The sequence below is a fragment of the Segatella sp. genome (assembly GCF_977051555.1).
The window spans coordinates 1-17,705 of record NZ_CDRSSE010000050.1; the positions used below are offsets into that span (position 1 = coordinate 1).

The 17,705-nt window shown below is 47.1% G+C and carries 16 protein-coding genes and 1 pseudogene; 9 read left to right on the top strand and 8 right to left on the bottom strand.

The window, feature by feature from the left end:
• Window positions 1-242: 242 nt before the first annotated feature.
• Complete coding sequence (locus tag ACWJAO_RS11110) at window positions 243-1,205, bottom strand: nucleotidyl transferase AbiEii/AbiGii toxin family protein (RefSeq protein ID WP_449140295.1); 963 nt, start codon at window positions 1,203-1,205, stop codon at window positions 243-245.
• Complete coding sequence (locus ACWJAO_RS11115; RefSeq protein ID WP_449140296.1) at window positions 1,192-1,956, bottom strand: type IV toxin-antitoxin system AbiEi family antitoxin domain-containing protein; 765 nt, start codon at window positions 1,954-1,956, stop codon at window positions 1,192-1,194. The genes ACWJAO_RS11110 and ACWJAO_RS11115 overlap by 14 nt, the downstream gene beginning before the upstream one ends.
• A 505-nt stretch (window positions 1,957-2,461) precedes the next feature.
• Between ACWJAO_RS11115 and ACWJAO_RS11120 the strand changes: the two genes are divergently transcribed.
• Together ACWJAO_RS11120 and ACWJAO_RS11125 are read left to right on the top strand one after the other, a co-directional pair.
• Complete coding sequence (locus ACWJAO_RS11120; RefSeq protein ID WP_449140297.1) at window positions 2,462-3,994, top strand: hypothetical protein; 1,533 nt, start codon at window positions 2,462-2,464, stop codon at window positions 3,992-3,994.
• Between the two features lie 3 nt (window positions 3,995-3,997).
• Entirely contained in the window at window positions 3,998-5,011 is a 1,014-nt protein-coding gene (locus ACWJAO_RS11125) for a CHC2 zinc finger domain-containing protein (RefSeq protein ID WP_449140298.1), read from the top strand.
• Between the two features lie 128 nt (window positions 5,012-5,139).
• On the opposite strand, the gene ACWJAO_RS11130 is transcribed toward ACWJAO_RS11125, so the two are convergent.
• A complete protein-coding gene (locus ACWJAO_RS11130; protein ID WP_449140299.1) occupies window positions 5,140-5,469 on the bottom strand; it encodes a pentapeptide repeat-containing protein in 330 nt (109 codons plus the stop codon).
• 3 nt (window positions 5,470-5,472) lie between these two features.
• On the opposite strand from ACWJAO_RS11130, the gene ACWJAO_RS11135 reads away from it, so the two are divergent.
• The 4 genes from ACWJAO_RS11135 (at window position 5,473) to ACWJAO_RS11150 (ending at window position 8,785) form a co-directional block, all read left to right on the top strand.
• Window positions 5,473-5,667, top strand: a complete 195-nt coding sequence (locus ACWJAO_RS11135; protein WP_449140300.1) for a hypothetical protein — start codon at window positions 5,473-5,475, stop codon at window positions 5,665-5,667.
• Window positions 5,668-5,870: 203 nt separating this feature from the next.
• Entirely contained in the window at window positions 5,871-6,968 is a 1,098-nt protein-coding gene (locus ACWJAO_RS11140; protein WP_449140301.1) for a hypothetical protein, read from the top strand.
• Window positions 6,969-7,224: 256 nt separating this feature from the next.
• The gene (locus tag ACWJAO_RS11145) at window positions 7,225-7,470 is read left to right on the top strand and encodes a hypothetical protein (RefSeq protein WP_449140302.1); all 246 of its coding nucleotides are present in this window, start codon (window positions 7,225-7,227) and stop codon (window positions 7,468-7,470) included.
• A 1,015-nt stretch (window positions 7,471-8,485) separates the two neighbouring features.
• Window positions 8,486-8,785 carry a hypothetical protein gene (locus ACWJAO_RS11150; protein ID WP_449140303.1) on the top strand — a complete coding sequence of 100 codons (300 nt, stop codon included), beginning with the start codon at window positions 8,486-8,488 and terminating at the stop codon, window positions 8,783-8,785.
• Between the two features lie 467 nt (window positions 8,786-9,252).
• Here the strand turns inward: ACWJAO_RS11150 and ACWJAO_RS11155 are convergent.
• A pseudogene (locus ACWJAO_RS11155) lies at window positions 9,253-9,441 on the bottom strand (YhcH/YjgK/YiaL family protein); the annotation flags it as partial.
• Window positions 9,442-9,686: 245 nt separating this feature from the next.
• Here ACWJAO_RS11155 and ACWJAO_RS11160 point away from each other — a divergent pair.
• Entirely contained in the window at window positions 9,687-10,673 is a 987-nt protein-coding gene (locus ACWJAO_RS11160) for a hypothetical protein (protein WP_449140304.1), read from the top strand.
• Window positions 10,674-10,862: 189 nt separating this feature from the next.
• Here the strand turns inward: ACWJAO_RS11160 and ACWJAO_RS11165 are convergent, their stop codons facing one another.
• Window positions 10,863-11,492, bottom strand: a complete 630-nt coding sequence (locus tag ACWJAO_RS11165) for a YhcH/YjgK/YiaL family protein (protein WP_449140314.1) — start codon at window positions 11,490-11,492, stop codon at window positions 10,863-10,865.
• Window positions 11,493-11,656: 164 nt separating this feature from the next.
• Between ACWJAO_RS11165 and ACWJAO_RS11170 the strand changes: the two genes are divergently transcribed.
• Both ACWJAO_RS11170 and ACWJAO_RS11175 read left to right on the top strand, forming a co-directional pair.
• Window positions 11,657-12,913 (top strand): ABC transporter substrate-binding protein, encoded by a 1,257-nt coding sequence (locus ACWJAO_RS11170; RefSeq protein WP_449140305.1) that lies wholly within the window; start codon window positions 11,657-11,659, stop codon window positions 12,911-12,913.
• Window positions 12,914-12,922: 9 nt separating this feature from the next.
• On the top strand, window positions 12,923-13,951 hold the full coding sequence (locus ACWJAO_RS11175) for an iron chelate uptake ABC transporter family permease subunit (RefSeq protein WP_449140306.1): 1,029 nt from the start codon (window positions 12,923-12,925) through the stop codon (window positions 13,949-13,951).
• A gap of 3 nt (window positions 13,952-13,954) precedes the next feature.
• Here ACWJAO_RS11175 and ACWJAO_RS11180 read toward each other — a convergent pair whose 3' ends face one another.
• The 3 genes from ACWJAO_RS11180 to ACWJAO_RS11190 all read right to left on the bottom strand — a co-directional run bounded on the left by ACWJAO_RS11180 (window position 13,955) and on the right by ACWJAO_RS11190 (window position 17,666).
• Complete coding sequence (locus ACWJAO_RS11180; protein ID WP_449140307.1) at window positions 13,955-14,911, bottom strand: D-2-hydroxyacid dehydrogenase; 957 nt, start codon at window positions 14,909-14,911, stop codon at window positions 13,955-13,957.
• Window positions 14,912-15,038: 127 nt separating this feature from the next.
• Window positions 15,039-16,340 carry a threonine synthase gene (thrC, locus tag ACWJAO_RS11185; protein ID WP_449140308.1) on the bottom strand — a complete coding sequence of 434 codons (1,302 nt, stop codon included), beginning with the start codon at window positions 16,338-16,340 and terminating at the stop codon, window positions 15,039-15,041.
• A 75-nt stretch (window positions 16,341-16,415) separates the two neighbouring features.
• Window positions 16,416-17,666, bottom strand: coding sequence for a cofactor-independent phosphoglycerate mutase (locus ACWJAO_RS11190; protein WP_153085133.1), 1,251 nt, complete (start codon window positions 17,664-17,666; stop codon window positions 16,416-16,418).
• Between the last annotated feature and the right edge of the window lie 39 nt (window positions 17,667-17,705).

The window sequence follows — 17,705 nt, forward strand, 5'->3', positions numbered from 1 at the left end:
ACATACTTATCCTGTCGGGCATTCAAATCCTTTAATGCCGCAGAAAATGACACATTATTATATTGTCGAGTGATACGTTGGGCAGAAACGCCCATACTTATCACCGAAAGCAAAATCAAACTTATCAAATATTTACTCATAGCCTATTCTCTGTTTTATAGTCCATATACTGTATATACAGTTGAGGGAATCAAAAAACTAAGCAAAACAACAACTTTTTTCAAAAAATACAGAAAAAACATTCAACGACTCCTTGTCTTCCACAAAGCCATAGGATGAAATTTGATTCTATTGACCATCTCTTTATCCTCGAACAGCAATTCTGGAATATACTTCTTGTCATTGAATTCCCGCACATATTTTTTCTCTGATTCTGTCAGAACCAATAGCTTTGAGAGAAAGTCTTTCACTTCTGTCTTGGCTTTTTCAAAGTCAAAATGCTCACTGCGCCTAAGCACAGGCAAGAGTTGCGAACGAATTTGCGGAAAACGAATCTTGTCAATCTGCGGAAAGTCAGTATATTCCGTAGGCGTAGAGTTGTCTTTTCTGCTTGAGCCAACAGTCAGATAAAAGACGGTCGCTTTTCTCAGCAACGTTTTCTCTTCATCGCTCACGAATAGCTGATGCTTCACCATGTTATAGACATCATAAATGTCACGTGCAGCACTTCTACCTATCAAGGCGTTTATCTTGGTGGCGAACAATTCGACAGGTGAAAGAGAACGTACCTTCACATCGCTCAGAAACGGAATGGACACATGAGTCTCTATGGCAGGCAGGATATGGCAACGGTCGGAATAGTTGATTTCTATCTTGATGCCATCGTTGTTGCCTGCGGCATTGGTATAATGAAACACCCATGAGTCAAGCGTATGCGGTGTCTTGGAGCCAGGCGCAAGATGATAACCGTCCGACTCCATATAGCGTAGAATCTCGTTATTCACTTCTTGGCGAATAGAGAGCATGGATTCTCGGTCGCAATCTACCGTAAAGTCGAGGTCTATATCTACCGAGAGCCTTGGCAGTTGGAAAACGGTGAGATTGATGGCTGTGCCACCTTTCAGCACAAGAGATTTAGACAGCAAAGGACTGTCATGGAAATAGTTGAGTATCTCCACCAATCGCATCACCTTTTCGAGGTTGTCGCGAATAAAGCCTTGCTCCTTGGCGATGATGTCAAGAGCTTGTTTGTTATATGAGTTCATATTCTTCCTTTGATGTTAGTTCTTGCGGCACATACATGCGCCATTTATTTACAAATGTATCCGACTCTTCGTTGTTAGTCAACCACTTAACGCTTTTGGTTCCCTTGGCTCGGCACAACTCTAAGAGAGATTCCGAGATTTTGGCTTGTTCCTTGATGCGCTCCAACAGATAGCCTGTCTTTTGGTACAGAAAAGCCTTGTTGTATTTTGCGAGATAATCGATGAGCCTTTCCTCATTGAGCAAGACGATACCCTCCATACAATGCAGCAATTCCTCGATACCACCAGCTCGGTCGATGCGGTCAAAGCAATCCAACAACGTCCCCTCCACATCCGTTACTCGCACGTATGGATTTCCCTTGGGAATCATCATACCAACGATTTCCTTTGTTTGTCGGCAATAGGTATAATCCACATCATCGAAAGAAAAGGGATTGAAGCGAGTCATGCTTTTCACAAAAACCTCATTGAAGGGTTGATGAGCCAATCCATGAAATTCCAATGCTGTGTGATAACTGATGCAAGCTGTAGGTGACAAGTGGCTTCCTATCTCATACTTGTCGCAAACAGGTAAGCCTGATGCAATATCCTTCATGCAATAGGTATTGCGCCGTATAGCCACAATCCACCCTTGTTGCTTGTACCGGGCGAGCAACGCCTCCACCGCCTTCACCTTGTCTTTCAGAGCCTCAGAAAGTTCATCTAAGGTGAATATCCGCAGCTTGTATAATATACTCAATAGTTCTGTCATTGTTTCTAATTTTGCGCAAATATATAAAATCTAATTTGTTTATGAGAAAAATCAGAAACTTTTTATACTTTTTTATATGTTCTTTCCTTCTTAATTGCCCGACTACGGAGGAACAAATTACCGACAGGCAAGTTCTTTTGGGAGTAACCCAAAAGGTTTCGAGTAACTCGAAACATACCTTGCTGTGTCTTTATGGACACAATATTTTAGCAAGAATAAATCTAATACCATTGAAAACACAGCGGAGGTTCGCCCAGTGGCTGGAGGCGCAAAGCCTCCAAGGAACGGTACGCCTGCCTTCAGACGCTTAGACCCTATCCAAGGAGCACCATTTACTATGCTGATGTTATCTTCCGTCTTTTGCCTTCAGATGAGCCCGAGGCTTAGCGGAAGGCTTAGTTGCCGGCGATGAGGCTTAGTAGGAGGCGAACCGGCAGGACGCCTATTGCCTGAGAGGCTTTTTTTCCTTACTTTTGCATTCAGAAAAAATCAGTATTTGTTGATTATGGAAAAAGTAAAGAAAATACCTCCACAGGAAGCGTCTCGGACTAATCCAGTGGCAAAGCCTGAGGATACCAAGGGCGGAATCAATAACAAGGTATCATCTGGGGTGATAGGAAAAAAGCTGGCTGAACAGGCTGAAGAGAATGAAGAGATGCCCATGCATCACCTGATTGCCGATAAGGATTATCCGTCGGGCATCAGAGAATGGATGATCACTTCGCCTTCTGACCTCAAGTATCCTACGCTGGTGGTGGCTGCAGCCATGCTCAGCGTTTATCTTACACGTGTCAGAATACAGTATGTGTATGATAATCAGGGAGAAAAATCGGCCATCGTGTTGCAGGTTATCGTAGAGGGCGAGCAGTCGAGCGGAAAGTCGTTTGCCAGATACATCATGCGTACCCTGATGAAACCTTTCATCGAGCGCGACAGCGAGATGAGAGCCAAGGAGCAGGAGTATGCTGCCCTGAAGCGACGCCAGGGAAAGAAGGATGGCAAGCTGCCACCCGAACCGAAGACCGACATCACCATCCTGCCCGAAACCGTATCGCTCACCATGTTTATCAAGCGATGCGATGCAGCCGTCAAACTTTATGGTGCTCCGAAGACGCTCTTCGAATTTGCCGATGAGATTTCTGCCATCGTGCATTCTGCCAAGCGCCAGTTTGCCGACCTCTCGCAGGTTATCAAGACGGCTTACGATTTGGGCAGCGTATATGGTCAGGATTTCATGAGCGAATCCAGCTATAGTGCCATGGTAGATGCCTTGCTCTCGTTCGTATTCTGCGGCACCCAGAGTGCGGTGAGCAGATATATGAACAAGGCTGCCATTGAGGGCGGTGCTGTAACCCGTACCATCTTGTGCCCGCTCATCAGTCATCTGGGCGACAATCCGCCACAGTTTCAGGCGTTGACCGATACGCAGCGTAATGAGCTGGAGAATACATTGGATAAGCTCTTCGGATTGTGCTATGAGGAAGATGGAAAATTCCATCAGGAGATAGAGGAGGATATGAGCTGGCTCTACAAGACGGTGGTAAAATGGTGTAACGACTGCCGCCAGCAGGTGGTGAAAACCATGTCTAAGTCGATGGATGTCTTCTACAAGCGCAGTTCGGTTTCTGCCTTCCGCATCGCTGCCCTCATGCAAGTGCTATACAAGGTTGAGGGGAAGAAAAGCGAGAAGGAAATCCGGAAACTGGTTAAACAGACCTATCTGGCTTGTGCCGACCGCATCTTGCAGAATATGTTGCAGCGGTGGGGCAAGGCTTTCGAGCAGATTTCTGCCGAGGGCGAAGGAGAGCCTTATCATACTGTAGACTATTTCAGCGAGTTGCCGCAGGAATTCTCTTATCAGTTCCTGGAGGAATTTCTGAAGCAGAAGGGGCTCAAGACGCCTGCCCGCAACATGGTGTGCAACTGGCGCAGATGGGGATGGCTCGAAAAACCAGCAAAGGGCGAGGATAGAAAGGTGCTTAGAAAGACGCAGCAGAAAGGCACTATGGGTGATAGTAATATTAAAAAAGACAATTAGAAGATGGCAGAATATATTGATTCAAATACGCTCTCTAAACTTAGAGCTATCAGCATCCTGGAGGTCGCTGATGAATTGGGAATGGGCTTGCGGTATCATAATGCCCTCTGTATCAGTCATAATGATAAAAATCCGAGTTTGCATTTCTGGACTTCCACCAACACTTGTCATTGCTTTGCATGCGGATGGGGTGGAGATAATATCGACCTGGTGATGAAACGGGAGAATCTCTCTTTTTCGGAGGCTTGCCAATGGCTGTGCAGAAGATTCAAAATCAGCGCTGCTAATCAGTCAGCTGGTAACCGAAAGGATGTGCAACATCGGGATAAAGCTGTTGCTGAGCATAGAAAATCTGAATGTGATACGGACAGACTCAATCTCAGAGGCGAGTTTCAGCATAAGCCTGACGTAGATTATCTGATGCGTATGCTCATGGGTAAGAAACTGACAGATAAAGCCAAGGATTTCCTGTTCTATCAGAGAAAGTTGCGCCCGGAATATATCTATTGGTGTAGAGTGGTGAGCACAGATTTCTCCATTGCTGGCTATCGCTTTGGTGGAAAGTTTTTTGATGGTCCTTCCTTGTTGATTCCCTATTATGACGTTCATGGCAATCTGCTGACGGTTCAGAGCAGATATCTGGGAGATAAGACTGAAGAAAAACCGCGGTTTAAGTTTGCACCAGGTAGCAAGCCGATGGTATATGGAATGCAGATTTTGCCGCAGGTGACAGAAAATGAGCCATTGGTTATTACCGAGGGTTGTACCGATTGCTGGAGCGCTATGTCTATGGGTTACAAGGCAATAGCCATCCCGAGTGCTACGCTTTGTAATGATGAATGCCGCAGTCTTTTGGCGGGTAGGAATCTTCACATGTGGCCTGATCAGGACAAACCGGGCATCGGTCTTTATATGAAACTGAAGGAGATGTTTCCTCAGCTGGTGTACCACCAGTTGCCAGAAGGTTGCAAGGATTTGTCTGATTATTACCAGTCGTTTTACGTTCAGAAAATGTGAAAGTGAATGTGAATTTCAAATGTTTTTCTATTGTTGTTTTTAAGTTATTTCGTGTTATGATGAAGTTAGTTTTAAATCGTTTCCGTACAGTTCGTGGCGCCGTAATCGGTCGCCTGTTTCAAGAGATATTAGACCGCAAGGGTGGTCTCATCGACCATGAGCGCATCTGCGATACCGTGGAGCGTGAGGGTGGCAATCTGGCTCCTGGGGAGTATCGGGTGGAGATAGCCAAGTGTTCGTTCCATCATCGCAAGATGCTGTTCCTGCATCGCCTGCAGTCGGAAAATTCGTCTTCTTCTGATGAGGCTCAGTTGTCTTGCGCCTGTGAATCTTGCGCCAATCAATCTTGCGCCTGTCAATCCAGCGCCTGTGAATCTTTCGCCAATCAATCTAGCGCCTGTCAATCCTGTGCCGAAGAGCGTAAGCATCATGAGAGGGGTCATCTCTCGGCCCTTCATGCTGTGAATTGTCCGATGTTTCAGCCGGGCAATGGTCCCTTCACGCTTCGTCAGGGCGGCATCTTGGTGGGCGAGGCCTGTCCTCCCGGCTTCGTCATCCACAGCCAGGATACCTTCCTCCAGCTCTACGACCGCATCAAGAAGGTCATCTCCCGTAAGGGCGAAGTGGTAGTGGAAGTGGTGGAGGAGATGGGGTAAGGGATATCTTGGCAAGGATAAACTGCATCCTCTCGGCTTCGTAGAAGTTTCATTGCGTAAAAATCATCATGTTTTTACGTAATGAAACTTTTTTTTTGCGGAAATCTCCCCTCGGTACCGAAAAAAAGGCTATCTTTGCAAACGTATGGCAATTCTTATTGCTACTATTTCCCTAGTTTATCATTTAATTATCACAAACTATTATGAAACATCGTTTAGCTTTTTTCTTCATCGCGTTATTGAGCTGTCTGTCTATCTCGGCTCAGAAGTTTGAACTGGATCCTCTTTGGGGAGATTCCGTAGAGTGTATGGTAGCCTCGAAGCCCGATTCGCTTTGGAAGATAAGCGAGCCTATCCAAACGGTGAAATTCCTGAGGGGGATGGAAATCGAGTCGTGCGGAAAGGCCAACGGATATTATGTGGCATTCAAGAAGGATGGCGCATCCTATATGACATATATGGGAAATCTGAAGTTCAGCGCCGACAATCCTGAGGGCACGGTCAATCCATTGAGCGAGGACACGGTGAAGAAACACTCCGCCCTGGGTCATTTCTATGCCACCTATACGCCTGCCGTGCTGGTACTGATATTGATGGGTATGATTCTGGCCACTTTCTTCGTGGCTCGCAAGAGTTCTCCGGCCGTTCCTTTGGCTCTGAAGGTTATACCGGTTTGCATGCTTCTCGTGTCCTTCATAGAAGTGGTAGGCTACAAGGTTCTTGGTGGCGATATGTTTTGGTGGTGCGACAACGACCGTTATGGATTCTTTGGCTCTTTATTCCGTGTAATCCCATTTGGCGCAGTAGTGGCTTTGCAGTTCTATACATTTAAGATGTTTGAGACCTTGATTTTCGCCGATGTTCCTGATGAGAAGAAGGGGAAGCTTAGCCTTAAGCCAGCCATGGTGAGTCTTGCCGCCTGCTTACCGGTGTTGATAGCCTATGCCATGATAGTGCAGTTGTGGCTTGGATGGCAAGGGATGGTAAGCGATGCCATCATGTTCATCCTTTTCTTGGGTACTTTGGTTTCGGGTATCGCCATCTCTGCCAAGAAGAATGCCGAGGCGTTGGGCGCAGGCAAGGGCTTGATAGTCACCATCTTTACCGTTATTTATCTCGTCGGCCTTTTGATAGCAGCCTGGGGAGTTATCATCGTGCTTCTGAAGATTATCCTTCAGGTGCTGATGGTTATAGCCGGTATCTTCGCCCTTTCTGTTTTGGCACAGCGCACCTATTATAAGGGTAGTGATGGACATATCTATGCCGAGAGTGGATTTGAAAACCTTCATCGGGTAGATTAGCAAGGAGGATTATTCATTATTAATCATAAAAAATAGAGTAGTTATGGGAATATTTAGTGGAAAAGGATTTGTAGGGTCTTGCTTTAGAGGGTGGGGCTCTGGTAACATGGCTGTTCAGGCAGTCGGGTGTATGATAGGCATGGTGGTCTTGGTATTTGTCGTCCTGTGGTATGTCGTCAAGTTCTGCTTGCGCATTTTCGACAAGCATCGGGAGAAAGAGGAGTCCAGCAGGTCTGTACAGAACATCACCATGGAAATGGGATACCCGAATTTCAATTTGGGCAATTACTCTGTGGTCTTGGAGCAAGTGAACGATGCTGAGGCTTTAGTCGCCCAGTTGAGTCGTATAAGTGGTTATAGCGAGAAACTAGCCAGGCGTCAGGTGTCGTCATGCCCAACCTGCCTTATGAAAGGACTTGACCAGGAAGGAGCTGATGACATGCAGGTGTTGTTGCAAGTGAATGATTGCTCCGTGGTATCCGTTAAGGATGTTGGTATTTAGTAGTTTTCGTAAAACTCGTGTCACCGTCATTGGTCGCTTGGGGCAAGATTGGTAACACCTTGAGACCCACCTTGAGACCCACCTTGGATACCATAAGAAAAATGCAGCCTCTCTTTTATATAATCGAGAGGCTGCATTTATTTGTATTTCCTATTTCTTGATTTCCCAATGTCCACTATATCCACTTCCAACGTATTGTATATGAGGAAGTTTGGCGATGCGTCGCCTGATTGTATTTAATCCTTTTTGGGATAATAAAGCTAGTTCTTTTGCTGTAATTTTTGGATTATTTTTTATCTGTTTTTCTATCCAATCATCTAATTCTTCGTCTTGGAGAACACCTTGAATACCACCTTGAGACCCATCTTGAGATCCATCTTGAATACCACCTTGAGTAACATCTTGGGTAACATCTTGAGTAACATTTGAATTATAAAAGGTTCTTGTAGAATATAGCCTGACTTTTTTATATTTTAGGTGACTATATACGACAATACTCTGATGCTCGTGGCTGTTAATTCAAGGTAACGTTAATCAATAACCTAGGCGAAGGAACAGAGCAACGTTTCTAATATAGAAGTGGCGATACATAATACGTTAATTAAAGGAAATACCATTTGTAAACAAGTATAACGGCAAGTCCATACTCTTTTTTTCTATATACGAATACAAGAACTCACCAACATTAACGCTATATGTGAAAAAGTCTTATATTTTTAGGCATGTCTAACTTTCTTTCATTTTTTTTGCGTATCTTTGTCATTGTCTTTCGGGACAAAGTTTTCGTGGAATAAAGAAAGTGCCTTACTTCTTGTAAAATCGCCAAATCTCTACAAAGAATATGCAAGGCACGGAGCAGCTCATATACGTGGGCTGCCTATCCGTGCGTATATTCAGGTGTTTGGCGATACCTTCAAGTGGTGCATGGGTGGCAGCCCACTTTCTAAATCTATAAACATTGTAGAATTATCCTCCAAGTGGTTGTCTGCGGGGAACTCTTGTAAATATCGCCATTATGAAAGTTTTTGGAAAAGCATTCTTATCGGGAGTTGTATTTGCTATACTCTTGATAGTTCTTGTACCTTTGTTCGCGGAGGGAATGTCGCCAGGTGACACTATTACTAGGCTTACAAGTAGTCCTTTGAAGATTGTTTCTATTCTTCAAATAATGTGTATTACAGGACTTGTTTTTGGTTGTGTTGCTAGCTTTTTCTCTTGGGTTGGTCGCAGAAATCGTGAACGTGAAGAAACAGATGCCCTTATGCGTGAATATCTTAAAAAGAAACTTTTAGAAGAGAATGAAAAGCAAGATTAAAAATCAATTATCGGTCCGCCCGAATAGTTAAGACTGATACTTACTGTTGGCTACTCTTTAGAAACTGCCGATATGACATGGGTTAAGCCTCATTATTACGACAATATCAAATGTTACCATCATACTTGACGCTAATATAGAATGAAGAAACTGGCGAATGCGTTTCTTGGGATTTGAGAATTGATAAGTACAATGGTGTTACTTACATTTCGATAATGGTAAATATACATATATCGGAAAAGCCGATAGTTTAGTCCCTTTGAATAATCTCGTTGACACATTCATTTGGCTTGTCGCAAACGGGTGGATGTTTTCTGTGGATGAAAAATAGAATTGTTTGTCTAAAGAAATGTGCTAATAAGATAGGTAAGGAATATATTGAGTAACACCTTGAGTAACATTAAAATAATAAAAGGTCAGGTTCTTGTAGAATAGAGCCTGACCTTTTTATATTTTCATTTCTCTTTTTAATCCTTATAATCTACCTTAATCACGATAACGCGGATGGTCTGGTCTTCACCATCTGTTGCTATCTTGGCGATGTGCCAATCCCTCGGAAAAAAGATGAAGAATTCGCTGAGGGTGCTGTCGAAGAAACGGGCCTTGCGGCGGTCGTAATCATAATGAATCACGTCGGGACGGTACTTGCAGTTTGCGGAGATGGAAATCAATCTTATGCGTAAAATGAGTCGGATGCGAGTGTAGGAAGAAAAAACATATCTTACCTGATGAAGACTTAGGGGATAATATTCAAACAGCTATAATAAGTGCTGTGTTTCTTTTTTAAAACCATAATCCGATTAATTTCAGCCATTTCTGATATTTCATCCTCAAAAACTTTGCTGTTTCGCGGAAAACTCGTATCTTTGTAGCGGAAATATAATTATGGAGGAACAGAGATATGATTTACTATGTAGCTAATCCGATATACGATTCTGTGTTCAAATTCCTGATGGAAGACGAACGCATCGCCAAAACCGTGCTCGCCGCTCTGCTGAAAAAGGAAGTGGTGAGCGTGGAAATGAGGAGGCATGAGCATCCTAATATCACCCGCGACAATATCTCGATGTTTCGCATCGACTTTGCTGCCAGGGTGAGGGAAGAGGATGGAAGCGTAAGACTCATCCTTATTGAACTTCAGAAGACATGGCTCGATACCGAGACGCTCCGGTTCCGCCGTTATCTGGCTGCCCAGTATAATGCTGAGGAGAATATGATAAAGGAAGGAGAGGGCAAGGGATATGCCGTGCCGATGGTGGCTGTGTATCTGCTGGGTCATAGAGTGGGAGATATTGACAAGGCTGTAGTATACGTGAATCACAAGGCGCTCGACTATGACGGGAAAGAGGTGGAGAACGGGATGGATGATCCTTTCATCAACAGTCTGACGCATGACAGTATCCTGGTGCAGATTCCTCTTTTGCATGGCAAAATCAATAACAGGCTCGACAAGGTGCTGAGCGTGTTCGACCAGTCGCAGAGGGATAAGAAGAACCAGCAGATGTTATGTCTGGAGGGTGACAAATATAAGGATGATTCGGATATGATGTATATCGTTCACCGTCTGGGACTCGCCACAATGAGTGCTAATATCCGGCAGGAAATGAATGATGAAGATGAATACTATTCTGCCATAGAGGCTCGCGATACGCAGGTGATGAAACTCAATAAGATTATTAGCGAGCAGGCTAATCAGGTAAATGAGCAAGCTACTCAGATAAATGAGCAAGCTACTCAGATAAATGAGCAAGCTACTCAGATAAATGAGCAAGCTACTCAGATAAAAAGCATGGCGCAAGGCATGCTGGAGAATGGAATGCCCCTGGAAATGGTGGCCAAGATGATGAACAGAACGCCTGAGGAAGTGAGGGCTTTATTGGGCAAATGATATAGAAAACGTAGGGATGCCAGGGGGTATCTCTGCGTTTTTTTAGTGTCATAGCGTAAAAAGGCAGGTTTTTACGCTATGACACACCCTCATTTCTTTGTATTCTCTATTTCTTGATTTCCACCTTGAATCTCACCTTGAGACCCACCTTGAGACCCACCTTGGGTAACATATTATTTTCAATACTTTTTAATCCTTATAATCTACCTTGATTACGATAACGCGGATGGTCTGGTCTTCACCATCTGTTGCTATCTTGGCGATGTGCCAATCTCTCGGAAAGAAGATGAAGAATTCGCCGGGAGTGCTGTCGAAGAAACGGGCCTTGCGTCGGTCGTAATCATAATGGATTACGTCGGGACGATACTGGCAGTTGGGGGTGCTGGAGTAATGGTCGATGATGCCAAAACGCTCTGTTCCCTTTACCACATACTGAAAATCGATGTGCTTGTTATGACTCTCGCTGCGGCGCTTTTCCAACGGCTCGTTCTTGCTGTCCTCAACACTTACCACGAGGTCGGAACCCGGAATCTTGTGCTTTCCCTTCGGAATGCTCAGCAAATCGGTCTTTGCCAGATAATCGAAGAGCGCCTGCCATTGCTGCGGATTCTTCTGATACTGCAGATAGAAATCTACGAGGTTTACGCTGGAATGGGGCTTCGCCTTGTCGAAACCGTTGCGCCAAGCGCCGCTCTCCGCCCAAGCTATCGCCTCTTTAATGAGTTCGGGCTTGTCGCCGTAATACTGTGTGTAATAACCTCTCTTGCAGTTGCATTTCTGCGCTGAATGATGACAGCCGGTATGCGCATTTGCAGCCATCGATGTACAGCATAATAGGGCTATGCCCCAGATAATCTTCTTCATTTTGACTTATTAAATTGTAGTGTTAGTTAAATTTGGGGGCAAAAGTACAAAGAATATTCGAGAAAACAAACGGAAAATGGAGATTTCTTCGTATCTTTGCACACATATTTTGTAAGATTATGAAGAAACTGTATATTCTTTTGTGTGGGGCAACGGCGGCCCTGCTGATGGCGGCATGCCAGGGAGGAAAGACGGCTGCTGCTGATGCGGAGGCTGGCGATACCCTGGAGATGAAGTACGCCAAGTTGCTCACCATCGTGAAACATGGCGATGGGAAAGCGGCTTCCGATGAAGCAGAAGGTATTGATTATCAGTATGCTGAGGCTCTCGTTGCCAACCCCTGGAAGGCGGGAACGATGCTGCATCGCTATATCCTGATTCCGAAGGGTGAGGAGGGGGATAAGACGGTGGCGATGCTTGCCAGAAGGCGTAGCACGGGGGCGAGATGCACTACCGATACCGTGCGCACACCGGTGGAGAGGAGTGCCGTTTTCATTGCTCCCCATTGCCAGCTGATGTACGAAATGGGATGCCAGCAGGCTATCCGTGGTGTCTGCGACCTCGATTATATCAATATTCCGGATGTTAAGAAGAGGGTTGCTCTTTCTGGGAGTACTTCTGCTCAGAATCCTATCGTGGATTGCGGTTCGAGCATGGCGCCCGACATCGAGCGCATCATCGCCCTGAAACCGGAAGCAATCCTCGTTTCGCCCTTCGAGAACAGCGGAGGATATGGCAAGCTCGACAAGCTGCATATCCCCATCATCGAAGCAGCCGACTATATGGAATCTTCGCCACTGGGCAGGGCGGAATGGATGAAATTCTACGGCATGCTCTTTGGAAATGAAGAGGGAAAAAGCAACGGAATATCGGGTTCTTGCAAATCAAAGGCTGATTCTCTTTTCTCTCAGATTGAGAAGGAGTATCTGAAGCTGAAGGCTGAGGCTGGAAAGCTGCCGAAGGGACTTTCTATATTGACCGAAAGAAAGACGGGCAACGTATGGTATGTACCTGGTGGTCAGAGTACTATCGGTATTCTGTTGAAGGATGCCAACGCCCGTTATATCTTCTCGGATGATCAGCACAGCGGAAGTCTGGCGATGAGTCCGGAGCAGATTCTGGCGAAGGGAAAGCAGGTGGACGTATGGGCGTTCAAGTACTTCGGAGGTGCTCCCTTGTCGCAGGCTCAGCTGCTTCAGGAATATGACGGCTACAAGGCTCTTGCTGCCTTCAGCCAGGGGAATATCTATCAGGTAGATACCTCTACGGTACCTTATTTCGAACTTACGAGTTTCCATCCCGAACTGCTGCTCAGAGAGTTCATCATCCTGGCTCATGGTGAGCGGTTCGGCAAATTGAGATTTTATAAGAAATAGTTTTAGGGAATGAAAACCATCGTTTTAGGGGCAATCGCCATTATCATACTGTTTTTCGCCAACCTGGCATGGGGGAGTATAAACATCCCGTGGCAGGACGTGGGGGCGATTCTTTCGGGATCTCAGACTGACGAAACCTACCGCTATATTCTGTTGGAATCGCGACTGCCGGCGGCTATTACCGCCTTGCTTTCGGGTGCCGCCCTCGCCACAAGCGGCTTGCTCCTGCAGACAGCCTTCCGCAACCCATTGGCGGGTCCTGACGTGTTCGGAATAAGCAGCGGAGCCGGACTGGCTGTAGCCATCGTGATGCTTGCCTTTGGCGGCAACATCGCCCTGGATGATTTAGGGGTAGGTTTTCTGAGCGATGCCGGCAACTATACCATCGGCGGTTTCCTGGCTATCCTCATCGCCGCCTTTATAGGTGCTATGGTGGTGATGGGCATCATCACCTTCTTTTCTGCCATTGTGCGCAGCCATACGGTACTGCTCATCATCGGACTGATGGTGGGCTATTTGGCGAGCAGCGCCATCTCGCTCCTCAACTTCTTCGCCACCGAGGAGGGTGTGAAATCGTATATGGTTTGGGGCATGGGCAGCTTTGGCAATGTTTCGAGCCAGCAGATGATGTTCTTCATCCCGCTTGCCCTCATCGCTCTAGCTGCATCTCTGCTCCTTGTAAAACCGCTGAACGCCATGCTGTTAGGCGAACAGTATGCCGAGAATCTGGGTTTCAACATCAGACGTCTGCGCATCGTTCTGCTCATCATCACCGGTCTTCTTACGGCTGTGGTTACCGCCTTCTGCGGTCCCATCGCCTTCATCGGTCTGGCAACGCCGCATATCGCCCGCCTCATCATCGGCACGGAGAATCATCGCCGCCTGTTGCCCGTCACGATGCTGATGGGTGCAGTCATTGCCCTCGTCTGCAATCTTTTCTGCACCCTTCCGTCGGGCGGTGGCATCATCCCCCTGAATGCCGTCACCCCGCTGTTCGGGGCTCCCGTCATCATCTATGTTCTGGTGAAGAGGAGATAAACCTTACTTATTCACCACATTAATCGGATTGCCCTCGAGGAACGCCTTGACGTTGGCAGCTACCTGTTTGTTCAGGCGCTCGCGAGCCTCGTAGGTGGCCCAGGCAATATGAGGGGTGAGGTAGGCATTAGGCTCGCCAAAGAGCGGATTCTCCTTTGATGGTGGCTCCTGAGCCATCACATCAGCACAGTAGGCACCCAGACTGCCTTCGTGGAGGGCAGCAGCTACAGCCTCCTCATCTACCAGCGGACCGCGACCCGTATTTACCAGGATGGCGGTATCCTTCATCTTCTCCAGACTCTCCTCGTTGATGAAATGATAGGTGTCGTCAGAGAGCGGACAATGGAGCGAGAGAATATCGCTCGTGGCAAGCAAACCCTCCTTGCTTACCTTCTGAATCCATTCAGGCAAATCTTTGGCACTCTTGCTGGTGCAGGCACAGATGTTCATGCCAAACTGGCGGGCGATGTTGGCAACTTTCATGCCGATATTGCCCAGTCCCATGATACCCAGGGTCTTGCCGGCAAGCTCCATCAGCGGGGTATCCCAATAACAGAAATCCTTATTGTAAGCCCAGCGCTCGTTGCGGTTCTCCTGGGTATAATGCTCTACGCGGTTGGTTACGGCAAGGATGAGGGCGAAGGTCATCTGCGCCACGCTGTCGGTGCTGTAGGCAGGAATATTGGTTACGATGATGCCCTGTTTCTTGGCAGCCTCGATATCTACCACGTTGAAACCTGTAGCCTGTATACCGATGTATTTCAGCTTAGGAAGCTGCGCCAGCGTCTCAGCATCCATCTGCACCTTGTTCAGAAGGATGATGTCGGCATCCTTGGCACGTTCCACTTTCTCTGCATCTGATGTGCGAGGATAAACTGTTACCTCGCCCAACTGCTCCAAGAGATGATAATCCAAATCTCCCGGGTTTGCGGCATAGCCGTCTAAAATAACAATCTTCATAAATTTTTCCCGTTTTCTGTTGTTCTAAAATTCAAGACCCATCTGTCCTGACAAATCAGAGTCTGAGTTTATTTTAATGGGAAAAGCCTTCCCCTGAGAAAGAGAAAGGCTTTTCCGTATTTATGGTTTATTCGTTCATCAAGTAGTTCTTGAATGATGCGAAATCCTTGGTCATCTGGATGCTCTTCTTCTCACCCTTCATGAATTCTGCAAGGCGTGCAGGAATCTCAATGTCGCTGTCAAGGATGCTGTCTTCCTTCTCCTTGAACTTGGCTGGATGAGCGGTCTCTAAGAAGACGCCAACCTCGCCTGGCTTCAACTGCTCCTTCAGGGCGCGATAGCCGCAAGCTCCGTGAGGGTCAAGTACATACTTGGTTTCGCTGTAGCATTGCTTCATGGTCTCGGCAATCTGCTCGTCCTTGTATGTAGCACCACCGATGTAGGCAGCGATGGCATCATGATCGCCCTTGTAGAGGTCGTAGATGCGGGCAAAGTTTGATGGGTCGCCTACGTCCATGGCATTGGCAATGGTCTGCTTGCTAGGCTGAGGATTGTACTTGCCTGTCTGCAGATACTCGTAGAAGATATCGTTGGCGTTGTTGGCTGCGATGAAGCGGTGGATAGGCAATCCCATCTCATGACCGAAGAGGCCTGCTGTGATGTTGCCGAAGTTGCCGCTAGGCACGCAGATAACCAGCTTGTCGGCGAGGCCCTTCTCCTTCATGCGGGCATAGGCGTTGAAATAATAGAAAGCCTGAGGCAGGAAGCGTGCCACGTTGATAGAGTTGGCTGAGGTAAGCTTCATGTGCTTGTTGAGTTCCTCATCCATGAACGCAGACTTCACCAGTGCCTGGCAGTCGTCGAACACGCCATCCACCTCGAGGGCTGTGATGTTCTGGCCGAGGGTAGTGAACTGGCTCTCCTGAATCTTGCTCACCTTGCCCTTAGGATAGAGCACGTAGACGTGGATGCCGTCAACGCCGAGGAAACCGTTGGCAACAGCCGAACCGGTATCGCCCGATGTAGCTACGAGCACATTCACCTCTTCCTTGCCCTCCTGACGTACGAAGTACTGTAGGAGACGTGCCATGAAGCGCGCACCCACATCCTTGAAGGCGAGGGTAGGACCATGGAACAGTTCGAGAGAGTAGATGTTAGGCTCTACCTCAACCACAGGGCAGTCGAATGCCAGGGTATCGTATACAATCTTCTTCAATGACTCGGCATCAACGTCCTCGCCAAAGAAGGCATCAGCTACCTTGTAGGCAATCTCCTGAAAAGAGAGTTTCTCGATGTTGTCGAAGAAATCCTGTGGCAACTTCTTGATGATTTCTGGCATATAGAGACCACGGTCTTCTGCCAGACCTTTAACTACCGCCTTGTGAAGGTCGGCGATGGGTGCTTTCTTATTTGTTGAATAATATTTCATTTTTTGCTTTGAACTTTGAGATTTGAACATTGAACTTTATGATTAGCTTTGGGGGCTATCATGAAGTCGTTGATTTTAATTAATCGCCATGAAGGCATTCATGAATTCCTGCAGCTGCAGCATGCCGTAACCGCCACTTACGCAGCTTACCTCATCATACTTTTCTACGCTATCCGGCTCAATGCCAGGGTAATAGATGATGAAAGGCACAGGTTCCTTTACGTGGGTACGGATCTCTACCGGAGTAGGATGGTCTGGGAGAACAGCGATACATACCGGCTCGTCCCAGGTGCTTACCTCGTCGAAGATAGGCTTGATGAGTCTCTGGTCGAGGTTCTCGATGGTCTTCAGCTTCAGTTCCAGATCGCCGTCATGACCAGCCTCGTCGCTTGCCTCTACGTGAACATAAACGAAGTCGTCGCCATCCTTCAATGCCTGGATAGCTGCGGCTGCCTTGCCCTCGTAGTTGGTATTGGCAAGCCCCGTAGCGCCCTCAACGATGATGTTGCGCAGACCGGCGTAATGGCCGATGCCTCGAATCAGGTCTACGGCAGAAATCACGGAACCCTTCTTGATCTGTGGATACATCTGGGAGAGGGTGAGCATGTGCGGACGGTAACCGCCGCCCCAAGGCCAGATCAGATTGGCCATTCGTTCGCCACGCTCCTTGCGTGCCACATTGAAAGGATGGTTCTCCAGGAGTTCCTGACTCTCGAGAATCAGCTGGTTCAGAAGGTCGGCTGTATCACGACGACTGATGTGTCCCTCTTCGCCTCCAATCTCCGGCAAGATGGGTTTCACCATCAGCTTGTGCCATTCCTCGTTGGGATGATCATGAGGTGGGGCACAGTCGATATGCTTGTTTCCGTGCTTCACCACCAGAAGGTGGCGATACTGGATGCCGGTTATAAACTTGACATCAGGATATTTCTTGCCGAGGGTATCGTTGAGATACTTGATGAGTACATCCGCATCTTCCGTTTCCAGGTTACCACCATTGTGGGTGATAATCTTGCCGTCCTGCACATTGATGATGTTGCAGCGCAGGGCAAGATCGGTAGGCTCCAGTTCATAGCCGATGCTGGCAGCCTCGAGCGGTCCGCGTCCTTCGTAAACCTCGTTCTGGTCGTAGCCCATGATAGAGCTGTTGGCTACCTCAGAACCCGGATGGAATCCATCTGGCACGGTAACGAGTCTTCCTGTTTTGCCCTTCTTGGCAAGCATATCCATATAGGGTTTGTTGGCGTATTGCAGGAGTGTCTTTCCACCCAGTCTTTCTACCGGGTGGTCAGCCATTCCGTCGCCAAGAATGATAATATGTTTCATCTCTATTTAATGTTAAGTGTCAAGTGTTAAGTGTTAAAT